This is a genomic window from Alteromonas sp. ABD4_190 (genome assembly GCF_056160105.1).
Genome location: NZ_JBSWWN010000001.1, coordinates 3361938 through 3386683 on the forward strand (window position 1 = coordinate 3361938; position 24746 = coordinate 3386683).

General features: G+C 44.8%; 22 protein-coding genes. 14 read left to right on the forward strand and 8 right to left on the reverse strand.

Annotated features, from left to right (window positions below; translation table 11 throughout):
- Positions 1–195 precede the first annotated feature (195 nt).
- The 4 genes from ACXAFM_RS14690 (at position 196) to ACXAFM_RS14705 (ending at position 3008) form a co-directional block, all read left to right on the forward strand.
- Positions 196–924, forward strand: a complete 729-nt coding sequence (locus tag ACXAFM_RS14690) for an alanine acetyltransferase (RefSeq protein ID WP_474835059.1) — start codon at positions 196–198, stop codon at positions 922–924.
- A gap of 8 nt (positions 925–932) precedes the next feature.
- Positions 933–1433 carry a ribosomal protein S18-alanine N-acetyltransferase gene (rimI, locus tag ACXAFM_RS14695; RefSeq protein WP_474835061.1) on the forward strand — a complete coding sequence of 167 codons (501 nt, stop codon included), beginning with the start codon at positions 933–935 and terminating at the stop codon, positions 1431–1433.
- Positions 1434–1547: 114 nt separating this feature from the next.
- Positions 1548–1844, forward strand: coding sequence for a hypothetical protein (locus ACXAFM_RS14700; protein WP_014975948.1), 297 nt, complete (start codon positions 1548–1550; stop codon positions 1842–1844).
- A gap of 228 nt (positions 1845–2072) precedes the next feature.
- Positions 2073–3008, forward strand: a complete 936-nt coding sequence (locus ACXAFM_RS14705; RefSeq protein WP_474835063.1) for a DMT family transporter — start codon at positions 2073–2075, stop codon at positions 3006–3008.
- A gap of 1 nt (position 3009) precedes the next feature.
- Here ACXAFM_RS14705 and ACXAFM_RS14710 read toward each other — a convergent pair whose 3' ends face one another.
- Positions 3010–3906 carry a LysR family transcriptional regulator gene (locus ACXAFM_RS14710; protein WP_474831360.1) on the reverse strand — a complete coding sequence of 299 codons (897 nt, stop codon included), beginning with the start codon at positions 3904–3906 and terminating at the stop codon, positions 3010–3012.
- A gap of 192 nt (positions 3907–4098) precedes the next feature.
- On the opposite strand from ACXAFM_RS14710, the gene ACXAFM_RS14715 reads away from it, so the two are divergent.
- From ACXAFM_RS14715 to ACXAFM_RS14730, 4 genes are read left to right on the forward strand one after another with little or no spacing between them, the layout of a single operon-like run.
- Entirely contained in the window at positions 4099–5298 is a 1200-nt protein-coding gene (locus ACXAFM_RS14715; RefSeq protein WP_014948716.1) for an MFS transporter, read from the forward strand.
- 10 nt (positions 5299–5308) lie between these two features.
- The gene (locus ACXAFM_RS14720) at positions 5309–6217 is read left to right on the forward strand and encodes a TIGR03571 family LLM class oxidoreductase (RefSeq protein ID WP_474831358.1); all 909 of its coding nucleotides are present in this window, start codon (positions 5309–5311) and stop codon (positions 6215–6217) included.
- Between the two features lie 21 nt (positions 6218–6238).
- A complete protein-coding gene (dkgB, locus tag ACXAFM_RS14725) occupies positions 6239–7075 on the forward strand; it encodes a 2,5-didehydrogluconate reductase DkgB (RefSeq protein WP_283645096.1) in 837 nt (278 codons plus the stop codon).
- Between the two features lie 30 nt (positions 7076–7105).
- On the forward strand, positions 7106–8041 hold the full coding sequence (locus ACXAFM_RS14730; RefSeq protein ID WP_474831357.1) for an alcohol dehydrogenase catalytic domain-containing protein: 936 nt from the start codon (positions 7106–7108) through the stop codon (positions 8039–8041).
- Here ACXAFM_RS14730 and ACXAFM_RS14735 read toward each other — a convergent pair.
- The gene (locus tag ACXAFM_RS14735; RefSeq protein ID WP_474831356.1) at positions 8036–9793 is read right to left on the reverse strand and encodes a GGDEF domain-containing protein; all 1758 of its coding nucleotides are present in this window, start codon (positions 9791–9793) and stop codon (positions 8036–8038) included. The genes ACXAFM_RS14730 and ACXAFM_RS14735 overlap by 6 nt on opposite strands.
- Positions 9794–10317: 524 nt before the next feature.
- On the opposite strand from ACXAFM_RS14735, the gene prfC reads away from it, so the two are divergent.
- The 4 genes from prfC to ACXAFM_RS14755 all read left to right on the forward strand — a co-directional run bounded on the left by prfC (position 10318) and on the right by ACXAFM_RS14755 (position 15197).
- Positions 10318–11907: a peptide chain release factor 3 gene (prfC, locus tag ACXAFM_RS14740; protein WP_474831355.1), complete on the forward strand. Its 1590-nt coding sequence runs from the start codon at positions 10318–10320 to the stop codon at positions 11905–11907.
- 13 nt (positions 11908–11920) lie between these two features.
- Complete coding sequence (gene argS, locus ACXAFM_RS14745) at positions 11921–13651, forward strand: arginine--tRNA ligase (RefSeq protein ID WP_474831354.1); 1731 nt, start codon at positions 11921–11923, stop codon at positions 13649–13651.
- A 288-nt stretch (positions 13652–13939) separates the two neighbouring features.
- Complete coding sequence (locus ACXAFM_RS14750) at positions 13940–14506, forward strand: NADPH-dependent FMN reductase (protein WP_474831353.1); 567 nt, start codon at positions 13940–13942, stop codon at positions 14504–14506.
- A 487-nt stretch (positions 14507–14993) separates the two neighbouring features.
- A complete protein-coding gene (locus ACXAFM_RS14755; protein ID WP_474831352.1) occupies positions 14994–15197 on the forward strand; it encodes a hypothetical protein in 204 nt (67 codons plus the stop codon).
- A 280-nt stretch (positions 15198–15477) separates the two neighbouring features.
- Here ACXAFM_RS14755 and ACXAFM_RS14760 read toward each other — a convergent pair whose 3' ends face one another.
- From ACXAFM_RS14760 to ACXAFM_RS14780, 5 genes are all read right to left on the reverse strand, one after another.
- Positions 15478–16149, reverse strand: a complete 672-nt coding sequence (locus tag ACXAFM_RS14760) for a pentapeptide repeat-containing protein (RefSeq protein WP_474831351.1) — start codon at positions 16147–16149, stop codon at positions 15478–15480.
- Positions 16150–16211: 62 nt separating this feature from the next.
- Positions 16212–18062 carry a methanol/ethanol family PQQ-dependent dehydrogenase gene (locus ACXAFM_RS14765; RefSeq protein ID WP_014948731.1) on the reverse strand — a complete coding sequence of 617 codons (1851 nt, stop codon included), beginning with the start codon at positions 18060–18062 and terminating at the stop codon, positions 16212–16214.
- Between the two features lie 243 nt (positions 18063–18305).
- Positions 18306–18941, reverse strand: a complete 636-nt coding sequence (locus tag ACXAFM_RS14770) for a response regulator transcription factor (RefSeq protein ID WP_474831350.1) — start codon at positions 18939–18941, stop codon at positions 18306–18308.
- A 105-nt stretch (positions 18942–19046) separates the two neighbouring features.
- Positions 19047–20303, reverse strand: a complete 1257-nt coding sequence (locus ACXAFM_RS14775) for a DUF2891 domain-containing protein (protein ID WP_474831678.1) — start codon at positions 20301–20303, stop codon at positions 19047–19049.
- Between the two features lie 59 nt (positions 20304–20362).
- The gene (locus ACXAFM_RS14780; RefSeq protein ID WP_474831349.1) at positions 20363–21406 is read right to left on the reverse strand and encodes a PLP-dependent cysteine synthase family protein; all 1044 of its coding nucleotides are present in this window, start codon (positions 21404–21406) and stop codon (positions 20363–20365) included.
- Between the two features lie 410 nt (positions 21407–21816).
- Between ACXAFM_RS14780 and ACXAFM_RS14785 the strand changes: the two genes are divergently transcribed.
- Entirely contained in the window at positions 21817–23031 is a 1215-nt protein-coding gene (locus ACXAFM_RS14785; RefSeq protein WP_474831348.1) for an endonuclease/exonuclease/phosphatase family protein, read from the forward strand.
- A gap of 94 nt (positions 23032–23125) precedes the next feature.
- Here the strand turns inward: ACXAFM_RS14785 and ACXAFM_RS14790 are convergent, their stop codons facing one another.
- On the reverse strand, positions 23126–23992 hold the full coding sequence (locus ACXAFM_RS14790) for a DUF417 family protein (RefSeq protein ID WP_474831347.1): 867 nt from the start codon (positions 23990–23992) through the stop codon (positions 23126–23128).
- 231 nt (positions 23993–24223) lie between these two features.
- On the opposite strand from ACXAFM_RS14790, the gene ACXAFM_RS14795 reads away from it, so the two are divergent.
- On the forward strand, positions 24224–24682 hold the full coding sequence (locus ACXAFM_RS14795) for a hypothetical protein (RefSeq protein ID WP_474831346.1): 459 nt from the start codon (positions 24224–24226) through the stop codon (positions 24680–24682).
- Positions 24683–24746 lie beyond the last annotated feature (64 nt).

A 24746-nucleotide genomic window follows, 5' to 3' on the forward strand; every position in this document is an offset into this window, starting at 1 on the left:
TTTCCTCTTATACCAAGGGCTAGGCGTTATAAATTCGCGAATAACCCTTATGAATTAACGCTTATGGATTAGCGCTTGAGCATTAAACAGCAGGTGCGATCCGAGCAAAAGAACGCGATAGTTATTCAACCAAGCCTGCAACTTTAGTAAACTAAACAAATACAATGAACTATTCACGTAAGGTGTTTTTGCGCAATGTCTCTTACTTCATATCAGCAGGCGGTTTTACAAGAAATGGGGATCCCGGTTTGGATCACCAAAGACGCCTACACTGAGCTAAAGCAGGAAGACCAAGCGAAACAAAACAATACCAATGCAGTACAACGCAACGTCGGCACTGATAGTAGTTCATCAGCACAATTACCCTACAGCCAAAACGCTCAAACCAATAAGCCACCTTCAACGCCAATATCTCAAGAAGAAAAGCAATCACGACTTGCTCAGTTGCGGGCAAATGTTGGCAGTAGCGCGAAAGATAAGGCTAAGCCTAAAGACGGCGGGGCAGCAAAACTTTCCACACCTGGCGCATCGCACAATGACGGGAAAGTAGGGCAAACCGAAACAGGTGCTTCACAGTCACACAACATTTCGCCGTCTTTCGACAATGCGGTTACCTCGCAAGAGTCTTCAACAAAGTCTGCTGGCGCAAAAGGGCCGGTATCGCCTGAAGGTATCCCGTTAAGTGCCGAACAGAAAGCGAAATCACAGCAATGGCTGAAGGACTTACAGCTAGCCTGTGTTCAGTTGGGTATACCGTCACAGTGGGCTAGCACCATAATGATTGGCCGTACGCTATCAGTAACCGAAACAGCCATTATATTGCCAGCCACACCACTTAAACTCACAACTGTGCAAAAACGGGAGCTGTGGGTGCAGCTTATCAGCGCAGCACGCGAATTAAACCACTCCGCTAACGGACAGTAGTCGCGTCGATGAAGTTAACAATCGTACCGCCGCAAGGCTTTAACGAGCACATTGAACTTGCGCATGCTATCCATCAAGAGGCACAAGTGTCGCCTTGGAAACTAAGTACCTTCGCGGACTGTTTCACCAAACCCTATTACGGGGTGTTTGCCTTTGAAAATGACAAGATTGTTGGCTATGCCATCATGCTTGAAGTCGTTGATGAAGCTACGCTGATGGATATCGCGGTAGACAGTGGCGCTAGAGGCAAGGGTATAGGTCGCGCTTTAGTTGATTTTGTCATTGAGACATCGGTGAATAATGCAATGCGTGAAATGTGGCTAGAAGTGCGTGAAAGTAATGATACTGCTATTGCGCTGTATGAGAGCTCCGGGTTTGAGCATATAGAAACCCGCAAAAACTATTACACCGTAAAAAGTGATAATGACGGGCATGACAAGAGTAATGGAAACAGCGCACAAAAAGAAAACGCTAAAATCATGAAGTGGACAAATCCCACCTTAGCCTAGGCATATACGTTTCGCGTATATTAAAGCATTATCCGAACTCAGCATACGCTTCCCAGCTTGTAGCAGCGCGTGTTTAAATTAGGATACGTTCCCGTCAGTAAAGGTAGAAATAGCATGGCTAAAGTGCTCAACAAGGCTTTAATCTCATCAAAACGATTTGCTATAAATGTGGTCACCTACAAAGAGGGTCATAGCGTGTTAGAACATAATGACCCTATGGGCAGCGGGCGTTACTTTAAATTTAATGTAGTACTAAAAAAGCCGAAGCGCGGCGGTCAATTTTGGGCAGAGAAAGTCATCTTTAATCTCTTTAACCGCATTTACTTTTTTCGGCCAGATAAGTACATGCACAGCGTTAGCAAAATAGAAAAAGGGGAGCGGAAGCTGCTGTCTGTTGCATTGTACCTGTAAGTCATAGTGTTTATCATTGATTAACCACCCGTATAGCAAAGTTTCCACAAGGTTTTAAAAAGTTGACCATTTGGTCGATAAATTGGCGTGTTTACACGGTCAGGAAGGTTTTAATCCCTTGCTAATTCACTTATATTTGCGCCCTCAAAATTCTCCGCCTACATTCAGCTTACCAGGCGGTAGAAACTTCTCTTAACGCAGTTCGTGTAATTGGATTTTTTAAAACGCATGTCTTCATCATCTGTGGCGGAAAAAGAGCAATCAAAAGGCATTAAAATGCTTTTGGTTGCGGTGTTGTGTTTAGGACTTAACTGGCCAGGCATGAAATTAGGGCTTGAGATTGTAGGGCCTGTATGGATGGTGTGCTTGCGCTTCTTGTTAAGCCTTCCCGTACTCGCGCTGTTTGTAATTATCACCAAAAAACGTTTACCGGTACTCAATCGTAAAGATCGCTCGGTGGTGTTTGTCGTTGCGTTTTTCCAGTTTATCCTATCAATGGGGCTTATTACCGTTTCACTGCAGTTTATTCCTGCTGGCACGGCCAGTATTCTTATTTACACCACACCGCTTTGGATGCTGCTTATCGACACCCTATGGTATCGGCAACGCCCGCCTTCTAAGCGATTAATTCTAACCGGTATATCTACCATTGGCTGTGCAATGATTTTATTTGCTTCGGGGCAACCGGGCGCATGGCTACCGCTCTTTGGTATGTTGCTGGCATCTGCATTGTGGGCGGTCGCTATTCGAAGAGTGTCTTTTCATAAGTGGAAGGGAAGCGTCATTGAAGCTGTCTTCTGGCAGTTTACCATCGCTGGTTTCGCCATGCTTGCTATTGCACTGATGGTTGAGCCTACACCTAATTTTGGGGCTTACGATATAAGTGATTGGTTGTTACTGACGTATATTGGCCCAGTGGCAACAGGTCTCGGTTTTGGCCTTATGGTAGCGGCGGGGCCTAAATTGCCCCCAGATAAAATTGTTCTTATTAGTACACTCACTCCGATAGTGGGTTATGTAAGCTCTGTGATATTGCTTAAAGAAACGCTGCTGCCTATGGTTATGGCCGGTGCAATATTGATGATAGCCGCGCTAATAGTAAATGGCCTTCCTCAAAGCACACTTAAAAAGATATTAGGTAAAGGCCACGCTAAACAAAGGTGAGTTAAAGAGTTAGTCGCGGCTGTATAAAATCCAAAAACGCAGAAATACGAGACGATACTGCACTATTTTTATAGTATACCGCTTGTACCGACTCTCTGCGGTTTGGACTGACAATATCGTCGCGAAATAGCGCTACCAGCGAGCCTGCACTGATATCTTTGTGTACCATAAAGTGAGAAAGTAACGCGATACCTTGACCTGCCAAGCACAGCTGGCGAATAGTTTCGCCGCTTGACGCACGAAGACTGTACTGCAAGTTAATATCTTGTTTGATCGGCCATTTATTGAGACTTGGTGAGTCGCTAAAGCCAATCAGTTTGTGTTTGTTTAGCGTGCTAATTCCATCCTCACCTTCAGATATGGGATATTTTTCAAGATACTGTGGGCTTGCCACAATATGCAGCTTACTTTTTCCTAAACGTCTAGCGTGCAAGTTAGAGTCGCTTAAATCACCAATACGTATTGCGATATCGGTTTTATGTTCCAACAGGTCGATAATGCTGTCGTGACTGGTGATATCGAGTGTTATGTCAGGAAATGCTTCTCGAAATTCGCCCACTAACGGCGCTAGCTGGTGAAATACAAACGGGCTCGCAGCATCGACCCGAAGTTTTCCAGAAGGGGCGCGCTTTAATAGCCGTAATGCTTCTTCACCTTTTTCTAATATGTTTAGCCCGTCTCTGGCATATTGCAGGAAAAGCTCACCTTCTTCTGTTAGTTCCAACCGTCTGGTAGTGCGATTCAATAAGGTTACATCTAAGCCATCTTCAAGACGGGTAACCGCTCTACTCACTTTTGCAACCTGCTGATTGAGTAGATTGGCAGCACTGGAAAAACTACCTGTATCCACAACGGTTAGGAAGGCTTCTAAATCTTCAGTTCTTGATGAGACTGGCATCGCACACCTTATATTTTCAAATATCGCAAAAGTATTTTGTCATTAGTGCTGTTTTTTGCAAATAAATTTATCGTCAAACTGTACGCACTTTATTAATGGCTTTCAAAAAACGGTGTAGTTGTTCGTTCTAGAAGCCAATGGTGGCGTTGTTAATCAAGCCATCTCGTTAATTACTTTTTGAGGATAATTGAAATGCCTATTGCATTATTTGCGTTAACGTTAAGTGCGTTTGCTATTGGCACAACAGAGTTCGTGATAGTGGGGCTTGTCCCCACCATTGCTACAGATCTTGGCGTTACGTTACCAAGTGCAGGCTTACTTGTTAGCTTGTACGCCGTTGGTGTTGCCGTTGGCGCACCGGTTCTTACCGCCCTTACGGGAAAATGGAATAGAAAACATGTTCTCCTAAGCTTAATGGCGCTATTTGTGGCTGGTAATATTCTTGCTTGGCAAGCGCCTAGCTACGAGAGCTTAATTTTAGCTCGCATTTTGACAGGCTTAGCGCACGGTGTGTTCTTTTCTATAGGGTCAACTATTGCTACAGGGCTAGTGGCGAAAGAAAAAGAAGCCAGTGCTATTGCCATTATGTTTACGGGCTTAACCGTAGCCTTGGTTACTGGCGTACCTTTGGGTACCTGGATTGGTCAAAACTTCGGTTGGAGAGCAACCTTCCTTGTGGTTTCCGCGCTAGGCACACTTGCGCTAATAGGCAGTGCGTTGCTGGTACCGAACAATCTTAAACAAAGTAAACCGGCCACTTTGAGTGAACAAATGAAAGTGTTGGTTCAGCCTCGTCTGGTATTAGTGTATCTAATGACGATATTGGGCTATGGCGGCACATTTACGGCATTCACCTATCTCGCTCCTATATTGCAGGAAGAGGCGGGGTTTGCGCCCTCAGCTATCAGCTTAATTATGCTGGTTTACGGTGTGTCTGTCGCGGTAGGCAATATTTATGGCGGCAAGCTTGCTGACAAAAAAGGCCCAATCCGCGCGTTAACTATTATCTTTTCAGCCCTTGCAGTCATCTTGTTTGCCCTGACGTTTACCATGGGCAGTAAAGTTGCCGCAGTGATCACCGTTTTAGTGTGGGGCGCCTTTGCCTTTGGCAATGTTCCAGGACTTCAGGTGTACGTTGTTCAATTAGCAGAGAAGTTTACCCCTAATGCTGTTGATGTGGCGTCAGGTTTAAATATTGCGGCATTTAACATAGGCATAGCTGTGGGCTCAATTCTGGGCGGTGCAATCGTAGACGGCATGCAGTTATCTGATACCGCGTGGATTGGCGCAATTATTTCTGTTGCAGCGTTACTTGTCACGCGCTATAGCGGCTACTTAGACAAGCGCGCACTCAGTACTGCGAATACGGCGAATAACACAACGAGCGCGTAGGGAGGTCATAATGACGACAAATACCTTTGATAAGCTTGCACAACACACGTTCTCAGTAGGTGTAGAGCTTCCGCTAGATAACGACTGGGCACATTTCGACGCCACAGAAGGTACGCCATTCGGCGTACCTGATATGACCGAGCATCACAGCCGTATTCGATTAGCCGACAAACTAGGGTTTAAAGCAGCGTGGGTAAGAGATGTACCGGTTTATGACCCTAGCTTTGGGGATGCGGCTCAGGTTTTCGAAACCTTCACTTACCTAGGCTATTTAGCGGGTATCACAGACAATATTCTATTAGGCACAGCAGCTGTTGTTTTGCCTCTTAGGCAGCCATGGCTTGTTAAAAAAGCGGCAGCAACAGTGCAGCAGCTAAGTAACGACCGCCTTATACTCGGTGTAGCCAGTGGGGATAGACCGGTTGAGTATCCGTTGTTCGATGTCGATTTTGACAGTCGCGGCGAGCACTTCAGGCAGTCACTGGAAATTGTAAAGCACGGTGAGAATTCCCTTAAGCCTGGCATGTCGCTGTTACCGCGCTCAACCACGCCGCCTTTGTACGTTGCAGGGCTCGCTCAGCAAAGCCCTCAGTGGGTTGGAGAAAATATGGACGGTTGGCTGGCGTATCCAGGTACACCGAACGACCATGCAAAGCGCGTAGAACTATGGCGAAGTGTCGCGGGCAACAAGCCATACGTTAGCTTTATTCATCTTAATTTGGTTGAAGACGATGAAGCGCCCATAAAACGCCACCGATTCGGGGTTGAAACTGGTGTAAATGGGCTTATCAAAGAACTCAATGCAATGAAAGACGCGGGGGTTGATCATATTGGCCTGCACTTCAGACGTAATACGCAACCAGTAGAAGACGCGATGCAGCGCATTGCTGACTACGTATTACCTCACTTTCATAAATAACGGAACCAACAAGGAGGCATCATGCCGAATGTAAATCAGTCACAATCTAAAATTCCTTCGCTAGGTGTAGGCACGTTTCGCTTAAAAGACGATGAAGCCTATAACAGCGTGACAATGGCACTTGAAGTGGGTTTCCGTCATATTGATACGGCGCAAATATACGGCAATGAAGAAGCGGTAGGTCGCGCTATTAAAGACGCTATTGCAAACAACCTTGTTGCACGTGAAGACCTATACGTCACCACCAAGGTGTGGAATGACAAGTTGAATAAAGCAAGCTTTGTAGATAGCGTAAAAGAGAGTTTGGAAAAGCTCCAACTGTCGTACGTTGACCTGCTACTTATTCATTGGCCGTCACCGGAAAACGGCGAAAGCATGGAAGAGTACCTAGGTGAATTGCTGCGCGTTAAGGAACTGGGACTCACAAAAGAGATTGGTATTTCTAACTTTACCGTGGCACAAATTGAAGAAGCGGTGAGTATCTTGGGCGAGGGCGTTATTTCCACGAATCAGGTAGAGGTACACCCTTATCTTACTAATGAAAAAGTGCGTGCAGCGTGTGAGAAACACGGTATCACAGTAACAGGATATATGCCGTTTGCTGTTGGTAAAGTGTTAAAAGACGAGACCATCATTGCAATTGCAGATAAGCACGGCGTGAGCACTGCTGAGGTGGTTGTAGCCTGGGAGCTGGCCCATGGTTTAGTCACTATTCCATCGTCGACCAAGCGCAAAAATTTGGAAACCAATTTCAAAGCGCTTGAACTTACCTTAGACGCTGACGATATTGCAAAAATTGACGCACTAGACTGTGGCGACCGTCAAGCTAACCCAGATTTTTCACCTGCGTGGGACTAATCGGAAAAATCACCTTGTTAAGGAGCTTTTATGCAAGCTAACGTTTGGCAATTTGAACAAGCTGGCGCAGCACTGATACAAAACGTACAAGAGTTTTCTGAGCCGGAGGCAGGGCGTATTGTCGTGCGCAACTATGCTATTGGCATTAACCCAGTTGACTGGAAGTTTATCGATGATAACCCGCGCGACTGGGAAAAAGGGCATATCCCCGGTGTGGACGGTGCGGGTGTTGTTGTAGCTGTAGGTGAGGGCGTTGATAACAGCCTCCTGGGTAAGCGGGTGGCTTACCATCATAGCCTGGGTGAAAACGGAAGCTTTGCCGATCATAGTGAAGTGTACGCAAGCCGCGTAATGGTTGTACCAGAAAGCGTTGATTTTGCACTAGCTGCTGCCTTGCCATGCCCAATGCTTACTGCCTGGCAGGCGTTTAGTAAAGTGCCGGTAAGAAAAGGGGCTGATGTGTTAGTCAGCGGTATGGGCGCCGTTAACAAATTGCTGGCACAAATGCTTTCACAAGCAGGTTTTAATGTGCATGTTATCTCAGGTAGCTTTACGCAAGAGCAAGCTGCTGAGATGGGCGTAAAAGCCATCCATCGCGGTAAACCTGAAGGGCAAACCTTTTACGCGCTTTTCGATGCAAATGGTCCAGACTATGCGGCGTCACTTGTACCGCTTCTTGAAGCTAATGGTCACGTAGTGAGTATACTAGGTCGTATTGAAGTGCCTGTTGATGAGCCTTTCACGCGTACTATTTCTTATCATGAGATAGCGCTAGGTGCGCTGCATGATTATGGCGATTTATCACAGTGGCAGCGTTTGGTGAAAGATGGTGAGGCGTTACTTGAGCAAGTTGCTGCGCAAACGTTGGTTGTTGAAATACCTAACGTGTTTGAATTCGATAATTTGAACAACGCGCTGCAATTTTCAAAAGATGATAAGCGAAAAGCGGTGGTTGCGGTTTCATAAAGCGGGAATGATTAAGTTTCTTCCTTTATCTTTGGCTACGTAAAGGGCTTGATCAGCCCGCCTAAAGGCTTCGACAATATCGTCGGAGCCTTTACATAATGTCCAACCTATACATGCTCCCAGTTTCCTGTCATCTATCGATGCAATCGCTAACTGATTAATGGCACGGTGGACGATTTCCAATTGTTTTGCAAATTCCTCGGCTTCGCTAGACTGGTTACCATTAGGCTGTGTGACGCGCTTTGCAATGGCAAATTCTTCTCCACCATACCGAGCCGCTACTTGCTCTGCATTATTTAGCGGCGCGAGAATGTTAGCAATGCCCTTAAGTACTTCGTCACCTACATCGTGTCCAAATGTATCGTTGATACTTTTAAAATGATCTAAATCGATTAGCGCAATGGCGAGTGCCTCGTGGTTGTGTATAGTCTTATCGAACGTATTGTCTACGAACATGTCCAGCGTACGTCGGTTGGGCAACTCCGTTAAACTATCTTTAGAAGCTAACTCTGCCAATGCACTGTTGGTCTGTTCGAGCGCTAGTGTACGCTCTTTCACCAGCGCTTCTAGTTTAAATGTCTGTTCACTTTTTAATTGTGCTGCTTCTTTCTGTGCGTCTCTTTCTCTTTGCACAACCTTAACCATGTAGTTCGCGGTAAGCGCGACCATAAACAGACAGGTCATCACAAGTCCAGTCATGAAAGTGGCGATAGGCTCTAGATAAAGCTCGACCTCAAAAAGTGCAATAATAGTAAGGACTAAGGTACTAAATGTTACTGGAAGCATAGCGGCAGCTAGCCACTTGGCTCTGTCAGAGCCCCGTTTATGCTCTACAAAGATAACGAGAGCTGCAATCAGTATATAAGGGAAAAAGAGAATAACAGGGAGCTTAAGAGCTATATCGAGCCCCATGCCTTGCCAAAACAAAATACCCATAAATGGCAGAATTACGCAGAATCGTTTAACCGGTTTTGCTCCGTAAACTTCATGGTTGTCTCTGGCAAGAGTTTGAAACAATACCCAAAAGGCGGTAATCAAAACAGAGTAAATACTTACAGCATAGCTAATGTCGTTCAAACTTGGTGTATTAGGCCACAGTAGTTCAAATGCATAGCCAAAAACTCGGAAGAACCAAAACGTTGTGGCAAAGATAAACGAAGCAAAGCTAAGAAAAACTAAATTGCGGCTGGCAATATAGCCAAGTGCACAAAGCAGGGTAAGCAGCCCCATCGCGCCGAAAAATGCCATATCCCGCTGCAATGTTTTCATGTAAAGGTTGCTATAAAATTCCGGTGTAGCCACAGAGAAACTGTATCTAAGTATCTCGCCAGACATGGTGCCGCTAAATTCCGTATAAGATGAAGCTGGCAATACAGACGGAAAGTGATAATCGGGCGTGTTTACCGCACGAGTGCTGTAAGGTGTATCGTCTCCTGTTTCCCATTGATGGGTACCGTCGGTGACAGCGAGTGTTTTAATTGCAGGAAAGCTTATTGAAAACCAGACAGGAACTTGCGTATCTAATTGGTTGTAAACGCGAACTTTAAAATGTAAGTACTGTGAAGGAGACCTTTTTATAACATCAGCGCTATAAAACCACTGTTCATTGCCTGTAAGTTCAGCTGAGTTACTTACTGCAAAAACGGCATCGCTGTCCAAAGAGAGCATAGACTGTGGGTCATTGAAATTAGCTGCGTTAGCGGTTGGGCAAAAGCATGCTATTACAAGCCATGCGAATAATATTCGCAGCATATGTCGTCCTTGTACCGTTGGTTGTTTTTTGTTTAAAAATCAATATAGCACATTGTTTAAAAATGTAAGCCTTCAAAAGATAAAACAAAAATACATAATCATCAGTTTATGTTTTTAGAGCACTGCTCAGTCTAGCTTGGTATTAAGTAAGCTTAAGAAAATGTGTGGTGCCGTGTAGATTGATGTTGATTCAGTAGGCAAAGTAAATAGTTATGGGACGAATAAGCTAATAAGTTCGTTGAGCGCCTACGCAAAGGTTTTCGTTAAATTGAATGTTAAAAACTTGAAGAGATCATTGAAATTAAACCGTCGATTCATTTAACCCGTCATAAGACAGGTGCTACGTAATTTCGCTCTACTGTTACGCCCAGTAAAATGCTAAAATCCGCGCAATTAATTACCAAGCCGTATCAAGCGTTTCACCGCAATATACAATTTGCGCGGACAAGCATTGCCTATCCGATATAAAACGCGCCTGTAAGTTATTGGTTTACAGGGATAATAGATAACGAAGATAAGTATTGATGTCAGATAAGAAACTTCTAGAAGAGATTAAAAAGCGACGTACGTTCGCAATCATATCGCACCCGGATGCGGGTAAAACCACCATTACTGAAAAAGTACTGTTGTTCGGGCGTGCGCTTCAAACCGCCGGTACTGTAAAAGGTAAAAAATCAGGTCAGCATGCTAAGTCTGACTGGATGGAGATGGAAAAAGAGCGTGGTATCTCGGTAACCACCTCAGTTATGCAGTTTCCATATAGCGATCACTTGGTAAACCTGCTGGATACCCCGGGGCACGAAGACTTCTCTGAAGATACCTATCGTACGCTAACAGCCGTTGACTCGTGCCTTATGGTGATCGACGCGGCTAAAGGTGTAGAAGACAGAACCCGTAAGCTAATGGAAGTTACCCGTTTGCGCGATACGCCAATTGTGACTTTTATGAACAAGCTAGACCGGGATATTCGCGATCCTATGGAACTGCTTGATGAAGTAGAAACCGAGCTTGATATCCTGTGCGCGCCAATCACGTGGCCAATCGGCTGTGGTAAGAGCTTTAAAGGTGTATATCACCTTCACCGCGACGAGACTATTTTGTATCAAAGCGGTCAGGGTCACACTATTCAAGATGTGCGTATCATTAAAGGGTTGGATAACTCAGAGCTTGATACGGCAGTAGGAAGCGATCTTGCCGAGACTCTGCGCGACGAGCTTGAACTAGTGCGCGGTGCATCGAATGAATTTGATCAAGAGCTATTCCGTGAAGGCCAGCTAACGCCAGTATTCTTCGGCACGGCATTGGGTAACTTTGGCGTAGACCACATGCTTGACGGTTTGGTTGAGTGGGCGCCAGCGCCACTTGGACGCGAAACAGAAGAAGGGACTATCGAAAGTACCGACGGCAAATTTAGCGGATTCGTATTTAAAATTCAGGCCAACATGGACCCGAAACACCGTGACCGTATTGCGTTTTGTCGTATTGTGTCGGGCAAGTATGAAAAAGGCATGAAAATGCGCAACAGCCGTTTAGGCAAAGATGTTCGTATCTCTGATGCGTTAACTTTCTTAGCGGGTGACCGTTCCCTACTAGAAGAAGCGTATGCTGGCGATATCATTGGTTTACATAACCACGGTACTATCCGAATTGGTGACACCTTCACGTCAGGCGATAACTACCGCTTTACGGGTATTCCAAACTTTGCGCCAGAGCTATTTAAACGTATTCGTTTGAAAGATCCACTTAAGCAAAAACAGCTGCTGAAAGGTCTTATTCAGCTTTCTGAAGAAGGCGCAGTTCAGGTGTTTCGACCCCTTGCAAACAACGATTTGATCGTAGGCGCGGTAGGTGTTCTGCAGTTCGACGTAGTTGTGGCTCGTTTAAAAGCCGAATACAACGTAGATGCGTTATACGAGCATATTAACGTTTCAACGGCTCGCTGGGTTTACTCAAGTGATGAGAAAAAACTAGATGAATTCCGCCGCAAAGGTGAGCAGAACCTGGCGTTGGATGGAGGCGATAACTTAACGTATATCGCACCGACTATGGTGAATTTGCAGCTAGCCCAAGAACGCTATCCAGATATTCAATTTACGAACACGCGCGAAAATTAAAGAAATATACATTATGAATATACATGCACTATTAGTTAATCGTTTCACTGAGGCTCTGCAAGAGATGGGCGTAGAGAATGCGCCAGTACCCGTTTCGCGCAGTGCTCGACCAGAGTTTGGTGAATACCAGTTTAACGGCGCTATGGCGCTAGCCAAGCAGCTTAAGCAAAAGCCACGTGATATTGCAGAGAAAATCGTTGAAACCGTAAAGCTTGACGATATTGCCAGTAAGCTAGAAGTGGCTGGCCCTGGCTTTATAAACGTACATCTAAACGATGATTGGCTGGCTAACCAATGCGAGCTATCGTTAACCGATCCGCGTTTGGGTATTGCAAAGTCGCCAGAGCAAAACATTGTCGTAGATTACTCATCGCCTAACTTAGCGAAAGAAATGCACGTAGGTCACCTGCGTACTACCATCATCGGCGACGCCGTGGTTAAAGTGCTTGAATTCTTGGGCCACAATGTAATTCGTCAAAATCACATGGGCGACTGGGGCACGCAATTCGGCATGTTGCTTGCGCACCTATCAGACAAGCTTCAAGAGGAAGTGGCGGAAACTGCGTTGTCTGACCTTGAAGACTTTTATCGCGAAGCCAAAGTACGCTTTGACGAAGAAGAAGGCTTTGCCGACCGCGCCCGTGAATACGTAGTTAAGCTGCAGGGCGGTGACGCTCAGTGCCTCGCACTGTGGGAAAAGTTCATTGACGTGTCTATTGCTCACTCCGAAGAAGTGTACGACAAGCTAAACGTAAGCCTTACCCGTAAAGATATTATGGGTGAGTCGGCTTACAATGACGACTTGGCCAACGTAATAAGCGAACTCAAAGCAAAAGGCATCGCTGTAGAAGATCAGGGGGCGCAGGTGGTGTTTATTCCTGAGCTTGCAGATAAAGAGGGCAACCCGGCGGTTTATATCGTCCAGAAGTCGGGTGGTGGCTACCTTTATGCAACCACGGACCTTGCAGCAATGCGTTATCGTAGCGGCAAATTAAACGCTGACCGTACGCTTATTCTTACTGACGCTCGTCAGGCGCTGCACTTTAAGCAAACTGAAATTGTAGGCCGCAAAGCGGGCTTTATGAAAGAAGAGCAAACTTACGAGCACTGCCCGTTTGGTATGATGCTAGGCAGTGACGGTAAGCCATTTAAAACCCGTACCGGTGGCACGGTTAAATTGGTTGAGTTGCTTGATGAAGCGGTTGAGCGAGCAGGCAAACTGATTGCCGAGCGTGACAACGATTTAAGTGAAGACGAGCTAAAAGAAGTTGCAAGAAAGGTAGGTATTGGCGCAGTAAAATATGCTGACCTATCTAAGAACCGCACAACTGATTACATGTTTAACTGGGACTCAATGCTAAGCTTTGAAGGTAATACAGCGCCTTATTTGCAATATGCGTATACCCGTGTGAAAAGCTTGTTTAGAAAAGCGGGTGTTGATATGGCAACTATGCCGGTAGATATCAATATAGTTGAGAAACAAGAGCATGCGCTAGCAGTGTTATTGATGCAGTTTGAAGAAGTGATTGGCATGGTATCTCGTGAAGCGACACCTCACGTATTGTGTACGTACCTGTACGAAGTGGCTTCAGCGTTCATGACGTTCTACGAAGCTTGCCCAATGTTAAAAGACGGCATTGAGCCAACTGTACGTGATAGCCGCTTAGCGTTGTCAGCTTTGGTTGCCAATACGCTAGAGAAAGGATTAACTCTACTTGGCATCGAAACACTAGAAAAAATGTAGTGTTCGCGGTACAACATAGGTAGTGATATTTAAAAGGCTGACATTGATTGTCAGCCTTTTTTTATACGAAACATAAGCGTCACCCCTACAACGCTCGTTTGCGCTAATCGTGATCGTTATACCAGTGGGCATAGATTATTGCGTACTCGGCGAGATTTAAAATGTTCGTAATCGCGGCGTGTAACCGCAGGTGCAGTGGTATTACATTTCGATTAGAACCGATAGGGTGATAGCTTCCTATAAATCAGACAACTAGAACACTACTTAAATTAACGACAGGAAACTCAAATGACTAAGATCCTTGCATTTGCAGGTAGTACCCGTAAAGGTTCGTTTAACCAGGCTATTGTTAACGTCGCTGCTGAAGGCGCCCGTGAAGCTGGCGCAGAGGTTACCGTTATTGACCTAGCCGACTATCAAATGCCAATATTTAATGAAGACGAAGAGGCTGAATTTGGCATGCCTGAAAAAGCGCAGGCGTTCAAAGAATTGCTAATGAGTCATGATGGTTTTCTTATAGCATCACCAGAATACAATTCTAGCTACCCAGCATTGCTGAAAAACGCTATCGATTGGGCATCGCGCATGGGGGAAGGGGAAAAACCATTGCAAGCCTATCGAGGTAAAGTGGCTGGTATTATGGCGGCGTCTGCTGGTGGATTAGGGGGCATGCGTGTACTTGTGGTACTGAGAATGCTGCTTGAAAACCTAGGCACAATGGTGTTGCCAAATCAAAAAGCTATCGCAAAGGTTGATTCGCTTATGGAAGATGGCGCAATTACCGACGAAAAAACGATAAAGCAGCTTAAAAACTTGGGGAAAGAAACCGCCGAGTTGGCTGGTAAGCTTGGCTGAGACATGGGCTTAGGGTAGCTAGAGTAAGCCGCACGCGCTCTAGCTATCTACATTTCAGAATTTCTATCCATGCTAAACAAGTGTGCCTTTGAAATCGCTTCGATTAGAGAGTGCGCTACTTAATATGAGAAACAGTTAACGCCATCAAGTCCCTTCATTGCCTATTCCAGAAAAATAAATTTCAATTCACAAAACGTTGTAAAACCCAACTCATGGACAGTCGTCAATACTGCTTTGGTGTCATAGTCTAGTTCAGTGCATTAGCACATCACTTTAATTGAAAAAAGGAGCTTTATTATGGAAGAGATCAACATTAAAGAAATCGAAGCAGTGGCAGGTGCAGGTGTGGCTGGCCTATGATTTCGGTCGAGGATTTGGCAACGGATTCTACGATGGTGCAAACGAGCCAGAAATTCCTTAGTATTGATTAAGCAGGCTTTGGTCTGCTTTTTTAGTTTTATTTAAGCATGGATAAAGGCTAATAATCATGGACAAGAAAAATTACAGCAACATAGCATTTTGGTTTCTTGTGCTATTAAATATTATCTCTCTCTTTGAGAGTATTATTTCAACAGAGGGGTTTTTTCTTTTAAAAGAGCCTGAGTTTCAAAACCTACTTTTACTCGCAATGCTCAAAAAACTTGCGGATCGCTCAAGTGAAAATGCATTTGAAACAGACAGCATTATATAACGTGTTGTTTCTCAAACTCTCTGTATAATTTTGACGCTAGGTGTTGAAAGAAAGCCGCTGAATCGAGTGCGGCTCTCTTACCATGTTTCACTCTTTTACATATAAATTAGTGGATGCCGCACTGTGTTTCCAAGTATTGCATATCATTAAACACAGTGGATTAATCGATGAAAAAACCATAGAGCAGCTTAAAATTTTGGGGAAAGAAACTGCTGAGTTGGCAGTTAAATTGTCATAGACGTGAGTGACCTTGCTAGAGCAACCCCAAGGGGGCTCTAGCTTACCAGTCAATCGGACAATTTATACATTCGTCCATGAAAGTGCCCTGAAATGTTGCGTAGTGGATGCGCGTGCCTGTTAGGTTCGCTCGATACAAACTTGCATCGTTCAGTTTTGCTTCCTGAATATTGGCGTTAATGAGTGAAGCACCTTCAAAGTTTGCTTTGTTCATCCAAACTCGCTCTAGGCGCGCGGCACGCAAGTTGGTGTTTACCATTGTCGCACCTGATAAACGCCCTTGGTCTAGGTTGGCGCCTGAAAAGTTGGAGTTGGTGAAATCAACCCCTTGACCGAAAAGCGCCCAGCCATCTACACCTTCTAAGTTAGCGTTGCGAACTTTTGAACTGCGTAAATCTGCATGTTTTAAGTTGGCGGTAGCTAAATCAGCGTGGTCTAGGTTACTTTTCTTAAACGTCGAGTAGCTTAAGTTGGCGTGCCTTAAATTGGTTTTGTTGAACTTAACGTTTGTGAATACTGCCCCGTGCAAATTTGCATGGCTCAAATCAGCACCGCTCAAGTCTGTATTGCTACATACTGTTTTTGGTTTTATTTCACATCCGTTGATAATCTTCACATCATCTTCGAAATCAGGAATGGCACTGGCAGTTGCTGAATATAGGGCGACTAATAATAATACTGGGAGTTGTTTGGTTGTTTGAAAACGTAAGCGCATGAGAGCTCCTTAATGCCGAGAGGCGTTTTCACCGCCTCTCGGTTTGGTTTGCAAATTTAAAGCTATTGTTTAGCTACGTTTTGCTTCTTATTGTGATTAGGAAGTTTAAATACCCAGAACGAACCACCTTGCGCGACAGGTTTGGTGAGTTCAGCCATATCTCCTCCCCATAGAGGTACTGCACCACCATACCCTGACGCTAAGCCAATATATTGCTCACCATCCTCTTCCCAGGTTATAGGGCATGAAATGATGCCCGAGCCCGTTTGGAACTTCCAAAGTTCTTCACCGGTTTCCTCATCGAAAGCTTTGACATAGCCATCGCCCGTTCCGGTAATAATGAGTCCGCCTTTCGTCGCCAGTACCCCAGCCCACATAGGAAGTTTCTCTTTGTGTGTCCATTTAATTTCACCTGAAATGGGGTCTACGGCACGAAGTACGCCCACGTGGTCGTCATACATGCGCTTAATTCTAAAACCCTGTCCTAGGTAAGCAGCACCTTTCTTATAGGTCACTTCTTCCGTCCAGTAGTCTTCTTTCCAGTGGTTTGCGCCCATATAGAACCAGCCGGTATTCTGGCTGTAGGCCATCGGGTTCCAGTTCTTCCCGCCCAAGAATGGAGGCGATACCTCTATTGACTTTCCTCGTTTTTCACCCGGCTCAGGCAGTGGTGGGCGTTGTCCGTCTACTTCAACTGGGCGACCCGTGTCAGGGTCTATATGTGTGGCCCACGTAATGTTATCTACAAAGGGAAAGCCTCTGATGAATTCACCGTTTTGTCTGTTAACTACATAGAAAAAGCCATTTCTGTCTGCATGAGCCGTCGCTTTTATGAGCTTTCCATTATCGTAATAGTCAAATAGAACAAGTTCATTGTTGCCAGAGAAATCCCATGCGTCGTTAGGTGTATGTTGATAGAACCATTTAACCTCACCAGTGGTTGCATCTACACCCACTTGTCCGGAAGTATAAAGGTTATCCCAATCTCGCGGATCGCCGCCTTTGGCGGTGCGTTTCCATGTATTCCAAGGAGCGGGGTTACCTGCACCTATGATGATAGTGTTAGTTTCAACATCGAAGCTTGCACTTTGCCATGGTGCGCCACCACCGTGGTGCCAAGCCTCAACCATTTCGCCGTTTTCATCCTTTGGCCACGTTGTCACTTCGTATGAACCACCAGTAGGCGTGCTGTCTTTTCCATTTAATCTGCCCATGTGCCCTTCAACAAATGGACGCATCCAAATCTCTTCACCGGTTTCAGGGTCGCGTGCAAATAGTTTTCCTACAACGCCAAATTCATCACCTGATGAACCGTGGATAAGCATGACCTTTCCTGACTTTTGGTCTTTAACAATCGTAGGTGCCCCCGTCATGGTGTAGCCTGCACGATAGTCTTCAAAGCGCTTCTTCCATTTTACTTTGCCCGTTAGCCGGTCAAGGGCAACAACGCCAGCATCCAGCGTACCGAAAAAGACTAAGTCACCATAAATTGCTGCGCCGCGATTTACCACGTCACAACAAGGTCGAATACCTTCTGGAAGGCGGTGGGCGTAGTCCCACAACTTCTTACCTGTTTTTGCTTCATAGGCGTAGATACGGGAGTAGCTACCGGTTACATAGACAATACCGTCGTACACTATTGCCTGGGACTCTTGACCCCGTTGCTTTTCATCACCAAAACTCATCACCCAAGCCGGAGATAGCATGTGTACATTTTCTTTGTTGATTTGATCAAGTCCGCTGTAACGCTGAGCTTCTGGACCCATACCATACATCAGCACGTTCTCAGGCGTCTTGGCATCATTTTCAATGTCTGCCCATGTCACGCCATCGTCCGCATATAAATGTGAACTCGTACCTAAACCAATAATTACGCTTAAGGCCAATGAAGCCTTTGAATAGAACTTAGCCATAGTTTTGTTTCCACTGTTACCTTGATGTTGTGTTAACAGTATGTAACTAAGTAGAGGCTCTTATAAACGGAATTCGTCCTCCAAAACACGGGAAAATTTCCCTTAGTTTGAAGTGGGGTGAAAACACTAATATCTTGATTTACATAAAGTATCTTTGTCATAAGATAAAGTCAGTACCAAAGGGGGGTATATAAGAGACGAAAGTACAGGGAAGATTTCCCGACTTTGTTTAGTGGGTCTTGTTTAGCTGGCGATTTTAATATATCCCTGCTTGATGGCAAGGTGAACAAACTCGGCATTTGTTTGTAGCTCAAGTTTTCGCTTGAGCTGGGTGATAACGTTTGAAACCGTTTTTTCGGAAATATTGAGGCTTTCTGCAACCTGTTTTCGACAGAGACCGTTCGCTATTCCAAGGAATATATCTAACTCTCTTTGTGTCAGATCTGTTAAGTTGCTTCCGGAATGTGACAGGTTGAATGTGGCGAGTTCAATTGCAGTATTGTGTTCCAAATAACGCCGGCCTTTAATGATAGATGTCACCGCGCTTATCAGCACATCAGGTTCACTTTGTTTGCTAACATAGCCCATTGCCCCTAGCTTCATAGCTCTATCGATGATGGAAATATCATCGAACATGCTGAACATAAGTACTTTTGCGTGCTCCCAGCGCTGAATAATGTATTCCGCTAGCGTAAGTCCGCTGGTGGCTCCTAAATTAATGTCTAAAATAATGAGGTCGAAGTGGTTGGTACGAAGTGCATTTGTGGCTTGCTGCGCATTTTTTGCATTGGTGATGACAGCGCCTTCGAGTACCGAAGATAACAGCGTAGAAAAGCCTTCTCTCACTATTACGTGATCATCAACAAGTAAAATTTCCATAGCTGCGCTTTATTCATATCACCATAGAATGAGCATGCCACGGTAGGCGAGTGAGACGAATAGCACTTTAGTGCTCATTCATCTCACACTTTAGTAGGATATAAGTTAATTCAAACCGCGCTGTGTTTCTAAGTAGCTGGCAAAGCTGCCAAGCCAATGGCTGCCCATGTAGTGCATATCACCAAATACAGCATCTAACCCTGCTTTACGGTGGGCTTTCAGTGTTTTTTCCAATACGGGTATGCGCTCATCACCCTCTGGCAAGGCTTCCATGATGCCTTCAATCATCCACGCACGACTGATATTCAGTCCGTCTAGGTGGGCAAGCTTACCGTCTGTTTTGTCTGTCACGGTCGCAGGCGCTAGCCAATTTGATGTTTTAGCGGTTAGGTCTGGAAAAAATGCTGAAAGCCATTGGCTGTAGTCTTCTTTAGCCATTACTCGGCGCATTAGGTCAGCTTCGGCCAAACACGGAGATAGGAAATCCTGCCCTGAGGGTTCGTAGGCTAGGGGGCATTGCTTATCAGCCTGGTAATATGCTTTTACTCTAGATGTAAGCAATGCTTCAAAGTCCTTGTTGTCTGCTACCTTCGCCCAGTCTAACATTAGGCCATAGGCAAAGGCGGTTTGGCTATGCTCACCCGTTCGGATTGGGTAAGCCAATTTAGGTAACCATGCACTTACTCTTGCCACTATTTCCTCTTCAAGCGGAAGTAGCGTGTTTAGCCACTCCTTTGCTTCTGGAATTGATGATTGACGAAGTTCCGCGGTTAATTGTAGAAACCAAGCAAGGCCATAGGGGCGCTCAAATGACGCATTGTTTTCGCGCTTAAGGCTGGCAAGTTCGCCTTGAATGTTCTCTGTCGTAAAGCTGATATTTAGCTTTTCAATGATCTCGTCTTTATTCACTGCGTCTTTCGCAGTATTTAACATCCTTACCAAAAGCCAATGGCCATGGACGGACGAATGCCAGTCTAAACAACCATAAAAGGCCGGGTACAGTTTACTAGGCGCTTTAACGTCGTTGGCACTATTCATCATGTGTTTTACTACATTCGGAAACTCTTGATGAATACAGTGAAGTGCAAGATTGGCAAAAACGCTCTCATAGTTGCTGTTAGAAGTACCTTTGGAGTAACTTGCAACTGTATTAGTACTGCTGGTGCTAACGGCTTCAGCTGTTGGTGTACTCGTGGCGAAGGCGTTGTGGGTAGCGATTATGGCAGTTAATGCAACACTGCTGCGAATAATGTTATTTATTTTCATCTTTATTTTCATCATGGCTTCGTGAGCTTTTTCAATTAAAAATCTATCGCCAATGTATAGTGAACCATGATTTGAATAAAGTGCTGCGCGACATATAGCGTGCCAGCACTTTAAGTAGCAGATTAAAGTGTAAATCAAGCTGCCTTAGTTTTATTTCAGCTTTCGATACTTTCTAGTTTTTCAGTAAACACACTTGTACAACCAATATTGTTTAGTACCCACTGTTCGTTGTAATAGGTGTCACCGTACCTTTCCCCGCTATCGCACATAAGCGTTACAATAGAGCCCGCTTCGCCTCGCTGCTTCATTTGTTCAGCAATACTTAATACGCCCCATAGGTTTGTGCCAGTGGAAGGGCCGGCTTTAATTCCCATGGTGTTGTTTAACCAATGCATGGTTGCAATGCTAGCCGTATCAGGAACAGCAATCATGTCGTCTATAACGTCATGCTGAAAAGAGGCTTCAACTTTAGGGCGTCCAATGCCCTCTATGCGGCTTCCACGGGTAGCCGTAAGTGTATGATCCTTAATCTTAAAGCTATCAAAAAACACACTGAATTCTGGGTCTACTACAACGAGTTTTGAAGCGAGGCCTTTGTATCGTATGTAGCGGCCTATGGCTGCTGATGTTCCGCCTGTACCTGCACTCATAACCACGGTGTGTGGTACAGGGTGGGGTTCGGCTTTCATCTGCTCAAAAATTCTTTCAGCAATATTATTATTGCCGCGCCAGTCCGTAGCGCGCTCAGCGTAAAGGAACTGATCCATAAAGTAGCCGTTAAGTTCTTTCGCTACCTTAGTGGCTTCGCTGTGCATTTGTGTAGGGCAATCCACAAAGTGACACTGTCCGCCATATCGCTCAATAAGCGCGATTTTACTTTGGGCGGTTGATTTAGGCATAACGGCAACAAACGGAACGCCAATCATTTTAGCGAAATAAGCTTCAGACACGGCAGTGCTGCCTGATGATGCCTCTACCACAGTCGTTCCCTCTACAATTTTTCCATTACACAAAGCATACAGAAAAAGGGAGCGAGCCAAACGGTGTTTTAAGCTGCCGGTTGGGTGAGTGCTTTCATCTTTTAAATAGATGTCGATACCTTGAAATGCTATTTGCTCAAGCTTTATCAAATGGGTGTCTGCAGAGCGCTGATAATCTGCGTTGATGGTATTAATCGCTTTTGAAACCCAGCTTTTCATAACACTTCTCTCTTCCTATTAAATTCTTGTTCATTACTTCCAAATGCGTGCAGCAGTTAAAGTCAGGGAGGGTTGTACTCTCTTAACGTCAGAAAAAGAATATCAGTGCAATATGAGTAATTGATTCTATTATTCCATTCTATGCATGTTTTTGTGCAATATAATTTTGTTAAATGCTTTAATTGTGCGGTTATTTTTTAAAATGGTGATAGCGCAAGAATTGGAAAGATCAAAACTAACCCAAGGTTGTAACGACAAGGGCAAAAAAATAGCCGCAAGTGAGGTAACTTTAGGTAAGGTTCATTGCTCCTAACGCTTAACAGATCCTAGCTATTCTTCAGTACAAAATAGTATAGAATCCTCATGCATATTGGTATCGTTAGCAAACGACTTTATTTAAAGGTAACAACATGAAAATTAGGGCGCTTTTCTTTGTAACAGCTCTTTTACCCGCAATGTGCGTATCCACTTTGGCTTATTCAAAAGATCAGCAAATGCTTAAAGTCGCTACGTTTAACGTAAGTATGGAAGCCACTAACTATAAATCGTTGGATATGCCGCCAAGCAATAAAGTTCTTCAACACGTTCTATCTACAGGTGAGCACCCTCAAGTCAAAAATATTGCTGAGATCATTCAACGCATGAACCCTGATATTTTAATGTTGAACGAGTTTGACTACATTGCAGATAAACGCAAAGGGGTTGAGGCTTTTATAAAGAACTACCTGAACGTTTCTCAGCGTGGCCTAAAGCCAGTGGATTACCCCTACACCTACGTAGCGCCAGTAAACACGGGCGAGCCTACCACCTTCGACTTAGACAATAATGGTAAGGCAGAAGGTTTTGGTGGCGATGCCTATGGGTTCGGATTATATCCTGGACAATACGGTATGGCGCTACTGTCAAAATACCCAATTGATGTTGAGGGTATTCGTACTTTCCAGACTTTTAAATGGCATCACATGCCTCACCCACAGGTCCCCATTATTCCCGATGAGAGTGGAAGTACTGATAATGGCACTCCTTGGTACGATGTAAATGAATGGGCGGCATTGAGGTTAAGTTCAAAGTCTCACTGGGATGTGCCGGTGAAAGTGGGCGGTAAGACCGTTCACATACTTGCAATGCATCCAACGCCACCTAATTTTGATGGAAAAGAGGACAGAAACGGTAAGCGCAACTTTGATGAAATAAGGTTGATGGCAGATTACCTTTCTCCTGACAAAGGCGCATATATCTATGATGACACGGGCGAAAAAGTTAGCCTAGGAAACAATACGCGCTTTGTACTTGTAGGCGATTTTAATGCTGCTGATATCGGGGACAAACACAGAGAAGGTGTAATTGAGCAATTAACCGAACACCCACTAGTTAATAACGAAACAATTCCAACAAGCGCTGGTGGTGCGGGCGCATCTGGCGCTAAATACAGTAATCGCTTTACCGCTTATTGGGGGGCCAGGGCTGACTATGTTCTACCATCTCGATATGGGTTCGATGTACATGAAGCTGGCGTTTTTTGGCCAGCTAAAACAAGTGACCTGTATAGATTAGTTAAAGACCGTGCGGCCAGCTCAGATCATAGATTAGTCTGGGTAAGCTTGTTGGTAGAACAAGATAAATAAAGAGCATCAAACGATTGTCCGTCATCTACCTGTTGTTTTATATCACTTGAAATGGCCGCAGCACGCGGCCTTGTGTATCTAAATTTAGCCTAATTTAGTCTAGTTGCGCTTTTCGGTTTTGAGTTGACACCGAATTAAATATTGTGAAGTAGGCCACTACCGCTAAGTTAGCGACAAACCAAAGGTCTTTAATAACGAACTGGCCTAAACGGTTAACGATGGTGGCACTGTTAAAGGTATTCGGCACAGTGAACAAAAATGTTTGGGTCATCAAAAATACGGATAAACAAGCGATTCCACTCGTAATAATCATTGGCTTGTTCTTAGTGTAAATACCTACGCCCAAAACAAGCGCAAAAAAGACGTCAAAACCACCTATTACATTCGATGCTCCCTGTACACTGAACACGTCATAAAGCCACGACATAAACGGCGAGGTTTCTACTAACCCAACAATTGCATTGGCTTCAAACTCGAAAAACTTCATGCTCCCTATCCATAGTAAAACCATGGCTACAGGTGCAAAGTTAAGGTAAGTCAGCTGTTTATGCGAAAGTTTGTCGCGATAAAACAAGAACAGAAAAAGCGGTAATACTGCGAAGTACTTGATGATGCCTTGACCACTTCCGATAATCGGGAAGCCGCCTAAATCAGCCATCCATCGCCCGGGAGATAACAAGGTGAGTAGGGGGATTGCGGTAACCAATGCAGCGAATAGCGTAACCGTTTTTACTGACACTAGCTTAAATCGAGCAGCAAATGTCATTAAGGCTAGCAGCAATAATGTAATCCCAGTGATAGCACCAAGTGCACTTTCACTAACTATTGCGCCTAACGAATAAAAGTTAAAAGTAGTTATTAGTGCATTGGGATTTGCACCCAATAAAAATGTTAGGCCAAGAACAGCGAAGCTGAAAGTTATTAAGGCGGTTACTAGGTTTTCGGTTTGTTTTAGTGTCATAAAGCATCCGTAAATACTGCAAGTTTTGCGAAGTGTATGAAGAGACCCGCCTAGGTATCATTAAAATTTCATAGGCTCGATAATTTATTAGGCATAGCGCAGCGCACGAATAAGGATTTATCGAAAAAATAAGAACTTATCTAATAGCCGTGGTCATAAGTATCGCAGGTTTGAAAAAGCGTGGCTTTTAAGTAGTAATTGTTTAAAAAGTAAAACAAATAGAGGGAAAGAATGAAACAGGCAAGCGTTAAGATACAGCATCGGTTTGGGGCCTGGTTGGCAGTGGGCTTGGGTGCAACTTTAGCGGCTTGTGGTGCGCGGCCCCCAGAAGTCATTGAACAGCCGATAGCAAGTGTTGAAGAAGTTGAAAAATTAGAGCATGTTGTTGATACCTCTCTGCCTTTGGTACAGCAGGCCTATTCTATTGAGTCTGAAAAAGTGTGTGATAAACAGGGTGGTAAGTGGAAGAAAGTAGGCCGACAGCAGGCGTATACTTGTGTTTTACCGGCGAATGATGCTGGCAATGCGTGTAATGACAGCAGCGAATGCGAAGTGGCTTGTGTTACGGGAAACAATCAGGTGGAAGCTGGGCAAAAAGCCAGTGGGGTGTGTTTAGAAACTACCGACCTATTTGGCTGCAGAGCTTATGTGTCTAATGGTGTGGTGGAGCATACCCTCTGTGTTGATTAAGAGGTTGTTGAGCAAACGAGCGTTAAACAAAGCGCACGCTATCAACAGTGCGCTTCATGAAAAG